The organism is Pseudomonas sp. MD195_PC81_125, from assembly GCF_014060985.1.
GTDB lineage: Bacteria > Pseudomonadota > Gammaproteobacteria > Pseudomonadales > Pseudomonadaceae > Aquipseudomonas > Aquipseudomonas parakoreensis.
Window position 1 is genome coordinate 18,234 of the sequence record NZ_JABULD010000708.1, and the last position, 12,028, is coordinate 30,261.

Annotated in this window: 9 protein-coding genes and 4 pseudogenes; 6 read left to right on the forward strand and 7 right to left on the reverse strand. The window is 62.8% G+C overall.

The window, feature by feature from the left end:
- Positions 1 to 5: 5 nt before the first annotated feature.
- The 5 genes and pseudogenes from phnE to HT737_RS27810 all read right to left on the reverse strand — a co-directional run bounded on the left by phnE (position 6) and on the right by HT737_RS27810 (position 3,807).
- Positions 6 to 774 (reverse strand): annotated as a pseudogene (phnE, locus tag HT737_RS27790) (phosphonate ABC transporter, permease protein PhnE).
- A pseudogene (locus HT737_RS27795) lies at positions 771 to 1,599 on the reverse strand (PhnE/PtxC family ABC transporter permease). Before HT737_RS27795 ends, phnE begins: the two co-directional pseudogenes overlap by 4 nt.
- On the reverse strand, positions 1,593 to 2,390 hold the full coding sequence (locus HT737_RS27800; RefSeq protein WP_095666729.1) for a phosphonate ABC transporter ATP-binding protein: 798 nt from the start codon (positions 2,388 to 2,390) through the stop codon (positions 1,593 to 1,595). Before HT737_RS27800 ends, HT737_RS27795 begins: the two are co-directional and overlap by 7 nt.
- Complete coding sequence (locus HT737_RS27805) at positions 2,387 to 3,250, reverse strand: putative selenate ABC transporter substrate-binding protein (protein ID WP_041072554.1); 864 nt, start codon at positions 3,248 to 3,250, stop codon at positions 2,387 to 2,389. The genes HT737_RS27800 and HT737_RS27805 overlap by 4 nt, the downstream gene beginning before the upstream one ends.
- Before the next feature lie 152 nt (positions 3,251 to 3,402).
- Positions 3,403 to 3,807, reverse strand: a complete 405-nt coding sequence (locus HT737_RS27810; protein ID WP_182404428.1) for a RidA family protein — start codon at positions 3,805 to 3,807, stop codon at positions 3,403 to 3,405.
- 122 nt (positions 3,808 to 3,929) lie between these two features.
- Between HT737_RS27810 and HT737_RS27815 the strand changes: the two are divergent.
- Positions 3,930 to 4,857, forward strand: a pseudogene (locus HT737_RS27815) (LysR substrate-binding domain-containing protein).
- On the opposite strand, the gene HT737_RS27820 reads toward HT737_RS27815, so the two are convergent.
- A complete protein-coding gene (locus tag HT737_RS27820) occupies positions 4,835 to 5,695 on the reverse strand; it encodes a LysR substrate-binding domain-containing protein (protein ID WP_182404429.1) in 861 nt (286 codons plus the stop codon). The pseudogene HT737_RS27815 and the gene HT737_RS27820 overlap by 23 nt on opposite strands.
- 111 nt (positions 5,696 to 5,806) lie before the next feature.
- Here HT737_RS27820 and HT737_RS27825 point away from each other — a divergent pair, with 111 nt between their 5' ends.
- The 5 genes from HT737_RS27825 to HT737_RS27845 are packed head-to-tail and all read left to right on the forward strand — an operon-like array spanning position 5,807 to position 11,120.
- Positions 5,807 to 6,859: an agmatine/peptidylarginine deiminase gene (locus HT737_RS27825; RefSeq protein WP_182404430.1), complete on the forward strand. Its 1,053-nt coding sequence runs from the start codon at positions 5,807 to 5,809 to the stop codon at positions 6,857 to 6,859.
- Positions 6,860 to 6,862: 3 nt separating this feature from the next.
- Positions 6,863 to 7,771 (forward strand): N-carbamoylputrescine amidase, encoded by a 909-nt coding sequence (gene aguB, locus HT737_RS27830; RefSeq protein ID WP_182404431.1) that lies wholly within the window; start codon positions 6,863 to 6,865, stop codon positions 7,769 to 7,771.
- A 2-nt stretch (positions 7,772 to 7,773) separates the two neighbouring features.
- Positions 7,774 to 8,877: an extracellular solute-binding protein gene (locus tag HT737_RS27835; protein WP_182404432.1), complete on the forward strand. Its 1,104-nt coding sequence runs from the start codon at positions 7,774 to 7,776 to the stop codon at positions 8,875 to 8,877.
- A gap of 48 nt (positions 8,878 to 8,925) precedes the next feature.
- The gene (locus HT737_RS27840) at positions 8,926 to 10,047 is read left to right on the forward strand and encodes an agmatine/peptidylarginine deiminase (protein ID WP_182404433.1); all 1,122 of its coding nucleotides are present in this window, start codon (positions 8,926 to 8,928) and stop codon (positions 10,045 to 10,047) included.
- Positions 10,048 to 10,097: 50 nt separating this feature from the next.
- Positions 10,098 to 11,120 carry a GlxA family transcriptional regulator gene (locus tag HT737_RS27845; RefSeq protein ID WP_095666722.1) on the forward strand — a complete coding sequence of 341 codons (1,023 nt, stop codon included), beginning with the start codon at positions 10,098 to 10,100 and terminating at the stop codon, positions 11,118 to 11,120.
- A 25-nt stretch (positions 11,121 to 11,145) separates the two neighbouring features.
- Here the strand turns inward: HT737_RS27845 and HT737_RS27850 are convergent.
- Positions 11,146 to 12,028: pseudogene (locus HT737_RS27850) on the reverse strand (alpha/beta fold hydrolase); the annotation flags it as partial.

The following is a 12,028-nucleotide window of genomic DNA, read 5'->3' on the forward strand; positions in this document are numbered from 1 at the left end:
GCCTGTCAGGCCTTGACCCAGCGCTGCCGGCTCCAGGCACTCAGCGAATCCACGCCCAGCACCAGAATCAGCATCGCCAGAATCACCGTACTGGCCTGCGCTTCCTGAAACAGGCTGAGGCTGACATACAGCATCTGCCCCAAACCACCGGCCCCGACGAAGCCCAGCACGCTGGCCATGCGGATGTTGTTTTCCCAGCGATACAGGCAATAGGCGAGCAACTGCGGGGCGAGGTTGGGCAGGGTGCCGTAGCAGAAGGCGAGCACGGGATTGCCGCCTTGCAAACGGATCGCTTCGGCCGGTTCCGGCGGGGTATTTTCCAGCGCTTCGGCGAACAGTCGACCGAGCACGCCAGTGGTGTGCAAGGCCAGCGCCAGAGTGCCGGCATTCGGCCCGAGGCCGGCGGCGAGCACCATCAGCGCCGCCCACACCAGTTCCGGAATCGCCCCGCAAACCATTGAGCAACAGGCGCGAAGCGCTTTGCAGCGGCCAGCCGAAACGCCCGGCCGCGGGCAGCGCGAGGAGAATGCCGAACACGGCCGCGAGCAGGGTGCCGAGGGCCGACATGGCGAGGGTTTCCAGCGCGCCCTTGAGGATCGCCTGCAAATGCGAGGCGCTCAGGTCCGGGCTGAGAAAACGCTGCGCGTAAGAACCCATCTGCTTGAGGCTGGTGGCGCTGCCCAGTTCGCCGAGGTCGAGTTCGAGGTAGCCGAACGAGGCGATCACCGCGACGCCAATCACGACGATCAGCAACAGATTGATCAGGCGACTCATGTCAGCCTCCAGCGCAGCAGGCGGCTGAGTTGATCGGCACCGAGCACCAGAATCAGGAACGTCAGCAACATGCTTGCCACTTCACCGCTGGCGAACATGCGCAGCGACAGGTCGATCTGCTGGCCGAGGCCACCGGCACCGACAAACCCCATCACCACCGAGGCACGAATCGCGCACTCCCAGCGATACACCGTGTACGACAGCAACTCGGCCGCGACATTGGGCAGGATTCCGTAGGCAAAACCGGCGAGCCGTCCGCTGCCGGCTTGCATCAAGGCATGCGCCGGACGTTGGTCGGTGGACTCGAAGATTTCCGCGTAGACCTTGCCGAGCATGCCGCTGTAGGTGATTGCGATCGCCAGTACACCCGCCGCCGGGCCGAGGCCCACGGCACGCACGAACAGCAGCGCCCAGACGATTTCCGGCACGCTACGCAAAAAGATCAGCAGCCCGCGCACCGGCCAGCGCAGCAAGCGCCCGAGCCGACTGGGAATGGCCGCTGCGGGACGCCGCCGACAACGACAGCGCGCGGCTGGCTATCAGGCTGGCCGGCACCGCCAGCAGCAACGCCAACGCCATGCCGGCGGTGGCGATGGCCAGGGTTTGCAGGGTGGCCTTGAGCAGTAACTGGAGAAAATCGTGGTCATGCGCCGGAGGCCAGAACCCGGAGATAAAACGGCCCATTTCGGTCTGGCTGTCGCTGTGCAGCAGCACGCCAAGGTCCAGTTCGCTGAGCTGGAGGCCCGGCCACAGCAGGGCAATCGCCAGCAGGGTCAGCAGCAGTCGCGGCGCAGCGGCCGGGTCGCGGGAATCAGCCGTCAGCATCGTGGGATCTGCACAATCAGCGGCGCACTGGGCGTCGTCGGGCTTTGCAATTGCTCATTGGCGTACAGCGTGTCGAGCATTTCGCGGCTGACCTGCTCGGCAGGGCTGTCAAACAGGATCTGGCCGTCGCGCAAGCCGATGATGCGCGGAAAGTGCGCCAGCGCCAGTTCCACCGCGTGCAGGCTCGCCACCAGCGTGACGTTATGCGCCCGCGCGTGCTGCGAGAGGATCGACAGGGTGTGCCCGGCGAGCACCGGGTCCATCGCCGACACCGGTTCGTCCGCCAGCAGAATCTCCGGTGCCTGATACAGCACCCGCGCAATGCCCACGCGCTGCAATTGGCCGCCGGACAATTGCTGGCAGTAAGCGAAGAGTTTGTCGCCCAGATCCAGGCGGGCGAGGGCGGCACGGGCACCGGGAATATCCGTCGGATGCAGCAGATTGAGCAGGCTCTTGCCCAGGCTCCACTGCCCGAGTTTGCCGGCCAGCACCGCCGTCACCACGCGTTGGCGCGGCGGCAGCGGGGGTGCTTGGTGCACCAGTCCGATGCGCGCACGCAGACGTTGCCGTTGACGGGCGGGGAGGTGCCAGGGACGTTCGCCCAGTACCTCGATTTCACCGCTGCTGGGGCGCAACGCGGTGGCGAGCAGGTTCAACAGGCTGGATTTACCGGCCCCGGACGGACCGATGATCGCCACCTGTTCACCCACCGCAATCTGCAAATCGACGCCACGTAGTGCGTCGACCCCATTGGCGTGGTGCAGGCGGCCTTGTTTGAGGCTCAGGGTCATTTCAACAGATCGGCGGCGCGAGCAGCTTCCTCGATGCCCTTGTAGTTCTCGGGCTTGGTGTCGATGAAACGGCTGGCCGCCTGCAGATCAAGAATCTTCTTCTGCTCCGGGTTGGCCGGGTCGAGGTCGAGGAAGGCTTTCTTGATCTTCGCCGCCAGCGCCGGGTCGAGGGTGCCGCGCACGGTCCAGTTGTAATCGAAGTAGGCCGGGGTCGTGGCGAACACGTGCACCTTGCTGGTATCGACCTTGCCAGCGTCCACCAGTTTCTGCCAGACGCTGGCGTTGAGCACACCGGCATCGACCTTGCCGGCCTGGACCCAGGCGACGGTGGCGTCGTGCGCACCGGAGTAGGCGACGCGGCTGAAATAGGCTTCAGGCTTGATGTTGTCGTTCTTCAGCATGAAGTAACGCGGCATCAGGCTGCCGGAGGTGGACGACACGGAGCCGAAGGCAAAGGTCTTGCCCTTGAGGTCGGCCAGGCTCTTCACGTTCGGGTCGGCAGTGATGAACTTGCTGGTGAACTGCGCATCCTGCTCGCGCTGCACCAGCGGAATCACCGGGGTGGTGGCGTCGGTCTTCAGGCGTGCCTGAACGAAGGTGAAACCGCCCAGCCAGGCCATGTCGAGGCGATCGGTCGCCAGCGCTTCCACCACTGCCGGGTAGTCGGCCACCGGTACGAACTGCACTTTCATGCCCAGTTGCTGCTCCAGATAGGCCCCCAGCGGTTCGAATTTGCGCAGCAATTCGGTCGGGGCTTCATCGGGAATTGCACTGACCCGCAACACATCGGCGGCATGCGCCACCAAAGCAGAAAAAGACAGGGCCAGACCAGCAGTCAGTGCCAGGGTTCGTTTGAGCATGGAAATCTCCGTTTTCATGAGCGTCGCATTCTAAGCGCCGCCGGGCGCGGTGTCGCGCCCGGGCGCTCAATCAGGTTAGACGAAACGGCGAGGTTATACGCAGCCGCGCTGTCAAAGGCCAGCAGCGGTGTCCGGGGATGTTTTACCCCAGGTTACGCTGCATGATTTTCCGGCAGTCTGGCAATCACCTTGATCTCGAACTGAAACCCGGCCAGCCAGGTCACGCCGACCGCGGTAATCGTCGGATACGGCGCGCCGCCCCAGAATTCCGGGACCACTGCCCAGATGGTTTCGAAGGTCGCTTGCGGATCGATCATGAACACCGTGACGTCCACCGCATCGGCGAAGCTGCAACCGGCGGCCTCGAGTATCGCATTGAGGTTGTTGAAGGCCAGGCGTACCTGGTCCTGCAGATCCGGCTCCGGCGAACCGTCTTCACGACTGCCGACTTGCCCGGAGACGAACAGAAAACCGTTGGAACGAATGGCCGGTGAATAACGATGACGCTCGTAAAGCGCATGGCGGGCAGGCGGGAAAACAACGTCGCGTTGGGTCATGGGTGTCTCCATCATTGTTTGGTGATTGTTGATGGAGTGACTTTAGGGGCTTGCGCAGGGGTGATAAACGCGCAACCTTGGCGTTCACTGTTTGCATTTTCCAAACAATCAGAGGGCGCGAAGTGGACCGTTTCGATGCAATGCAGGCGTTCGCCCGGGTGGTCGAGGCGGGCAGTTTCACCAAGGCCGCCGAGACCTTGCACATGAGCAAGACCACGGTGACGCAACTGGTGCAGCAGTTGGAGGCACGCCTGCGGGTCAAGTTGCTCAACCGCACCACGCGCAAGGTCAACGTCACGGCCGACGGTGCGATCTATTACGAGCGAGTGATCAAACTGTTGGCCGACATGGACGACGCCGAAACCAGTCTGTCCGGCGCCTCGGCATTGCCCAGAGGGCGCTTGCGCGTCGATGTGCCAAGCCCGTTGGCGAGGCTGATTCTGATGCCGGCGTTGCCTGAGTTTCACGCGCGTTATCCGGATATCCAGATCGACATGGGGGTCAGTGACCGCATCGTTGACATCATCGATGAGAACGTCGATTGCGTGGTGCGCGGCGGTGAATTGCTCGATCAGTCACTGATGGCCCGGCGGGTGGCCGACCTGCAGCTCGGGGTCTTCGCCGCGCCGAGTTACCTGGCCCGCGCCGGCACGCCGCAGCATCCCCCGCGAGCTGGAAGACTCCCCTCATCGGCTGGTCGGCTTTCTCTGGGCGCGCACCGGCAAACCCGTGCCTTACGCCTTGCGCAATGGCAGCGAACACCTGCAGATCAAGGGCCGCCACGTACTCGCCGTCGATGACGGCAACGCTTACCTTGCGGCAGGTCTGGCCGGCATGGGCGTGCTGTGGTTACCCCGGTACATGTCGCACGCGCATCAGGCTCGGGGTGAGTTGGTGCCGCTGTTCGAGGACTGGCAACTCGAGCCGATGCCGCTCTACGTGGCGTACCCGCCGAACCGGCATGTCAGCCTGAAACTGCGGGTGTTCATTGACTGGATCGTCGAGCTGATGGCGCAACATGCGCCGCTCATGGCTCGCCAAGTTGATTGATCAGCCATTCACTGAAGCATCGCGCCATCGGGTCATTCTCGCTGTCGCGATGGGTCAGTAGCGCCCAGTTCGGGCCGCGAATGGTTTGCTCCACCAGGGGCAGCAACAGTCCGTTTTGCTGCGCCTGTTGGCTGAGCAACTGACTGACCAGCGCGATCCCCAACCCCGCCGCAGCGGCATCGAGCAACAAGCCCGGATCGGAAAAATTCAGCCCCTGATCCTGCTGCCCGACATCGACCCCGGCTTCCACTGCCCAATGGCTCCAGTCCATTTCCCGCTCACCGTGCAGGGTGGTGCGCTGCGCGGCGGGCTGCGCCAAAACGCTTGGATGACACGCCGGAAACAGGCGGTCGGCATGCAGCACCTTGAAGCTGCATTCAGCCTGCGAGCTGATGTCGTCGCGCACTGCCAGATCGATGGTTTGCGTGGCCATGTCCGGCACTTCATCGGTGCTGAAAATCCACAGATCGACCTGCGGATGCTGGCGCCGAAAATCCGCCAGACGCGGCAACAACCAATGTCGGGCGAAGGCTGGCGTGGTGTTGAGCACCAGTTGATTGGGCTTCTGATATTGCCCCAGACGCCGGATGCCGACCGCCAGTTGCTGCAACATCGCCTGAGTGGTGCTGAGCAAATCGTGACCGGCATCGGTCAGCGCGACGCTGCGTCCGTTGCGAAAAAACAGCGGCTGTTCAAGGTACGCCTCAAGGCTGCGGATCTGCTGGCTGATTGCCGATTGGGTGAGGTGCAACTCATCGGCAGCCTTGTGAAAACTGCCGAGGCGCGCCGCCGCTTCGAAGCCGCGCAGGGAGCTGAGCGGTGGCCAGTGTTTGAGCATATCGATAAGTTCCTCTAATCAGTTCTGCGCAAAATCCATCGTTTGTTTGCCTGTTTGCGCGTCCGTAGCATGGTCGGCGTGAACACATTGGCTTAACTTACGAGGCTTATCATGCAGCACAATGACAATAAAAACAGCGCTTGGATGATGCCGGCGGAGTGGGCCACCCACGCTGCCACCTGGATGGTCTGGCCGCACAACCAGGCGCTGTGGGAATCGGGATGGCGTGTGACTTTGCCGCGGGTGCAAGAGGATTTCGCTCGAGTCGCGAATGCCATTGCCCGTTTCGAGCCGGTGAAAATGGTCGTCGATCCGTCGGCGCTGGCGAGTGCCAAAGCGCTGTGCGGGCCGAACATCGAGCTGATCCCGCTGGCGGTCAACGACAGCTGGTGCCGCGACTCTGGCCCGAGCTTTGTCTGCCACCCACAGCAAGGGCTGGCCGGTGTCAGCTGGCGCTTCAACGCCTGGGGCGGCAAGTCGGCGCACGAGTTGGACGAAAGCCTGGCACGCCGCGCACTCAATCATCTGGGGCTGGAATGCTTCGGCACGCCGCTGAGCAACGAAGGCGGGGCGATTCACGTTGATGGCGAGGGGACGCTGATCACCACCGAGTCGGTGCTGCTCAACCCCAATCGCAACCCGGACATCGGCAAGGCTGAAATGGAAGAAATCTTCAGTCGCTTGCTCGGCGTGAAGAAAACCATCTGGCTGCCGGGCGATCCGGACTACGTCACCGGCGACATGACTGATGGCCACGTCGATGGCGTCTGCGCCTTCGCCCGTCCCGGCGTGTTGCTGGTGGATGCTACCCATGACCAGCACTCGGTGTATGCCGAAGTGGTGCGCGAAAACCGCCGCGCACTGGAGCTGGCGACCGACGCTCAGGGGCGCAAGTTCGAGCTGATCGAACTGTTCGAAGCCAGCGAAGCCGTCGATACCGAAGCCGAAGTGTTCTGCGCCTCGTACACCAATTTCTACATCGCCAACGGCGCGATCATCATGCCGGCCTACGGCATCGAGGCCGACGAAGCGGCGGCGAAAGTGCTGGCGCAGGCGTTCCCCGGACGCGAAGTGGTGCTGGTGCGCATCAATCATCTGGCCCATGGCGGCGGCGGGGTGCATTGCATCACCCAGCAGCAACCCGCCTGGCCAGTGGAGGGTTGAACGATGAGCCATCTGACCATCGCCACCACCCAGATGTCGTGTACCTGGGACCTGCCGCGCAACCTCGATCAGGCCGAGCAACTGGTCCGCGACGCGGCCTTGAAGGGCGCGCAGGTGATCCTGTTGCAGGAGCTGTTCGCCACCCCGTATTTCTGCATCGAACAGAGCCACAAACATCTGGCGCTGGCCGAGGAGTATCGCGACAGCCGTGTACTGCAGCGTTTCGCCGCGCTGGCCAAAGAGCTGGGCGTGGTGCTGCCGCTGAGCTGGTTCGAAAAGGCTGGCAATGCCTACTTCAATTCGCTGAGCGTGGCCGATGCCGACGGGCGTCTGTTGGGGGTGTATCGCAAGACCCACATCCCCAACGCCATCGGCTATCAGGAGAAGGAATATTTCAGCCCCGGCGACAGCGGCTTCAAAGTCTGGGACACCGCGTTCGGCCGCCTCGGCGTGGCCATCTGCTGGGATCAGTGGTTTCCCGAGACCGCGCGTTGTCTGGCGCTGATGGGCGCTGAAGTGTTGCTGTTTCCCACGGCTATCGGCTCCGAGCCGGGTTGCGCGGCGCTGGATTCGCGCGATCACTGGCAGATGACCATGCGCGGCCATGCCGCCGCCAATCTGCTGCCGGTGGTGGCGGCCAACCGGGTCGGGCGAGAAGCGGCGAGCACCGATCAGTCGCTGCAGATGAGCTTCTACGGTTCGTCGTTCATCAGCGATCACAAGGGCCAATTGCTGGCCGAAGCCGACCGCGACAGCACTGGCGTGCTGGTGCACAGCCTCGATCTCGACGCGATGCGCGAAGAGCGCCTGAGCTGGGGCATTTACCGCGACCGGCGCCCGGACATGTATGGCGCGCTGCTCAGTCAGGACGGCCACCACCTCCACGCACGCTGGACCACTCAAGGGGTTTGAACATGGCTTCGCACCACCAACGACTGCTCGGTGTTCTGGGCTTGACATTGATTTGCGTGATCCCGTCGCTGCATGCCGAGGACAAAACCCTGCGGCTGTACAACTGGGCCGATTATTTTGCCGAAGACACCCTGAGCCGCTTCACCGCCGAAACCGGGATCAAGGTGATCTACGACGTCATGGACGGCAGTGAAACCCTCGAAGCGAAGCTGCTTTCAGGTGGCAGCGGCTATGACCTGATTTTCCCCGGCGACACCGTGGCCGAGCGCCTGATGCGTGCCGGCAGCCTGATGCCGCTGGATCAATCGAAGCTCACAGCGCTGGCCGACATCGAGCCCGGTTTGCAGAAACTGCGCAGCCATTACGAACACTCCAGCCAGGCCACCGTGCCCTATACCTGGGGCACCATCGGCCTGACTTACAACGCAGCGCAGATCAAACAGCGCATGGCCGATGCCCCCGTCAATAGCCTGGACATGCTGTTCAAGCCGGAGCTGGCGGCGAAGTTTGCCGACTGCGGCATTTCGCTGATCGATTCGCCGGACGAAGTGCTGGCAGTCGTGCTCAATTATCTGGGCCGTGATCCGCGCAGCGCGAAACCGGCGGATCTGGCAGCGGCCGGTGAGGTGCTGATGAAGCTGCGGCCTTACGTGCGCAAGTTCCAGTCGCAACCGGTGACCGATCTGGTCAACGGCAACCTGTGCCTGTCGCTGGGTTACAGCGGCGACATGACCCAGGCCCAGCGCACCTCGGACAGCGCTGGCAAGAGCACCCGCTTCGAGTACCGCATCCCGCGCGAAGGCACCACGGTGTGGATGGACACCATGGCGATTCCGGTCGATGCGCAGCACCCGGAATACGCCTACGCCTTCATCAACTTCGTGATGCGCCCGCAGAACATGGCCGCGATCAGTAACTTCACCGGTTACCCGACTTCCAACGCCAAGGCGCGGGGCAGCGTCGACGCGGCGATGCGCAATAACCCGGACATCTACCTCGACGAGGCAACCTATGCTCGATTGATCCCGGGCAAGGACATTCCCCAGGCCGATATGCGCGCCCGCATGCGCACCTGGACCAAGTTCAAAACCGCTACCCACCCATGATTCATCGGCCGGCGCCCGGTCGCCGGCCCCCTTTCAGGAAAGCCCGTTATGTCGACGCGTCGTGAGTTCATCAAACAGGTATCGGTCGCTGCAGGTGTCAGCGCCGCGGTCATGGGCCTTGGCCTAGCCCCCGGCAAACTGCTGGCGGCCAGTACGGGGGATTGGTTCATGCCCGACGAGGGCGACCCGCATGAGCGCGCCTTCATCGCTTTCGGCGCACAGGAGGCGATCTGGGAAGATTTCACCGCGGATGTGCAGGCGGCGCTGGGCCGGATTGCCCGCACCATTGCCCGTTATGAGCCAGTCACGGTGTTGTGTCGCAGTGGCGAACGCAGCCTCGCCGAAGAGTATTGCGGCACCCGCAACGTCACCTACGTGACCGCCGCGCTCGACGATATCTGGATGCGCGATATCGGCGCCAATTTCGTCATCGACGACAAGGGCGGACTCGGCGCCGTGGACTTCAATTTCAACGGTTGGGGCAACAAGCAGCGGCACAGCAAGGACGCGAAAATCGCTGCGCGAGTGGCCAGCGACGCGCAAGCGACGTACCTGCGCAGTGAATTGGTGGGCGAGGGCGGTGGCATCGAAGTCGACGGCCACGGCACCGGGATCATGACCGAGAGCAGCTGGATCAACAGCAACCGCAATCCCGGCTGGAGCAAGGCCGATGTCGAGGCCGAACTGAAGGAACGTCTGGGCCTGCGCAAAATCATCTGGCTGCCGGGGATCAAGGGCAAGGACATCACCGACGCCCACGTCGATTTCTATGCGCGGTTCGTCAGGCCCGGCGTGGTGATCGTCAACCTCGACACCGATCCGCAGTCCTATGATCACCAGGTCACGCTGGCGCACCTGGAAATTCTCAAGAAAGCCACCGACGCTGACGGTCGCCCGCTGCAGGTCCACACGATTTCGCCGCCACTCAAACCGCGCAAGAGCAAGTTCAACCAGAACAACCCGGATTTCGCCGCCGGTTACATCAACTACTTCGTGATCAACGGCGCGATCATCGCCCCGGAATTCGGCGACAAGGCAGCTGATCAGAAGGCCTACGACTTGTTGTCGAAGCTGTACCCGGAACGCAAAGTCGAGCTGCTGAACATCGATGCGATCGCTGCCGGTGGCGGCGGGATTCACTGCGTGACCAGTCATCAGCCGCAAGCGTGATTGACTCTTTGGCCCATCAAGCCAACTATCGGCGCATAACAACATGACCGATGGGCCAGACCTTGATCGAACGACGTCAATTCAGCGGAGGCATGAAGGGCAAAAACCTCCGCTATCTGAATGAGCAAGCCGCCGAGACCCGCATCACCCGCACCGGTTTTCTGTTGCTGGAGCATTTTTCGCTGCCGGCCTTCACCCAGGCGCTGGACACGATTATCACCGCCAATCTGTTGCGCGCCGGACTGTTCAGCTCGCGTACGTTCGGGCTGGGCGAGGGAGAGGTGATCAGCGACCTGGGGTTGGTGATTCGCCCGGATGCGCGGATTGACGCCGCCAGCCTTGCGGATCTGGACTTGCTGGTGGTGTGTGGCGGTTACCGCACTGAGCTGAAGGCCAGCGAAGAGTTGATCAGCCTGCTGCGCACGGCAGCGGAACGCGGTGTCAGTCTGGCTGGATTGTGGAACGGTGCGTGGTTTCTCGGGCGGGCCGGCCTGCTCGATGGTTACCGTTGCGCGATTCATCCGGAACACCGTCCGGCGCTCACGGAAATTGCCAAGGCCACCCAGGTCAGCAGCGAACCTTATGTGATCGATCGCGACCGGCTCACGGCGTCGAGCCCGTCCGGCGCATTCCACATGGCGCTGGACTGGATCAAGGGCCTGCACGGCAAGGCGCTGGTCGAGGGTATCGAGGACATTCTGGCGTTCGAGGAGTCGCGCTATCGGCGGATCAAACCGGATGAAAACCTCTGCGTCAGCGCACCGTTGCGCGAGGTGGTCAAACTGATGGACGCCAACCTCGAAGAGCCGCTGGAGCTGGAGCAACTGGCGGTCTACGCCGGGCGCTCGCGGCGCCAGTTGGAGCGTTTGTTCAAGGAGCAGTTGGGCACCACGCCGCAACGCTATTACCTGGAATTGCGCATCACTGAAGCCCGGCGCCTGTTGCAGCACACCGAGCTGTCGCAGATGGAAGTGCTGGTGGCCTGTGGTTTCGTTTCGCCGAGCCATTTCAGCAAATGCTACAGCGCGTTTTTCGGGTATCGACCGTCCAGGGAAAAACGCCTGGTCAAGTAGACCGAGGCGTTTTCTGCCTTCGGTCTCAGAGGTGATCGGCGTCGATCACTGCTTGGGCGAACGCCTGCGGATCTTCCTGCGGCAGGTTGTGGCCGATGCCGCCGTTGATCAGGCGGAACTGGTACTTGCCGGTGAAACGCTTGGCGTAATCCTCGGGCGCCGGGTGCGGCGCGCCGTTGGCATCGCCCTCGAGGGTGATGGTCGGCACGCTGATCGACGGGGGCGCTGGCGAGTTTCTGTTCCAGCGCCGCGTATTGCGGTTCGCCCTGCACCAGGCCCAGACGCCAGCGGTAGTTGAACACGGTGATCGCGACGTGATCGGGGTTCTCCAGCGCTTTGGCGCTACGGTCGAACGTGGCGTCATCGAACGCCCACTTCGGTGAGGCGAGCTGCCAGATCAGCTTGGCGAAGTCGTGGGTGTTTTTGCGGTAACCGTCACGGCCACGTTCAGTGGCGAAGTAGAACTGATACCACCATTGCAATTCGGCCTTGGGCGGCAATGGATTCTGCCCGGCAGCCTGATTGCCGATCAGGTAGCCGCTGACCGAGACCAATGCCTTGACCCGCTCCGGCCACAACGCCGAAACGATGTCCGCCGAACGCGCGCCCCAGTCGTAGCCACCGAGTACCGCTTGCTGGATATTCAGCGCATCCATGAAGTCGATCACGTCGCTGGCCAGTGCCGCCGGTTGACCGTTGCGCAGTGTCTGATCCGAGAGGAAATGCGTGTCGCCATAACCCCGCGCATACGGCATCAACACCCGATAACCCTTGGCGGCCAGTAACGGCGCGACTTCGTCGTAACTGTGAATGTCGTACGGCCAACCGTGCAGCAGAATCACCACCGGCCCCTGCGCCGGACCGGTTTCGGCGTAGGCCACATCCAGCAGGCCGGCCTGCACATGCTT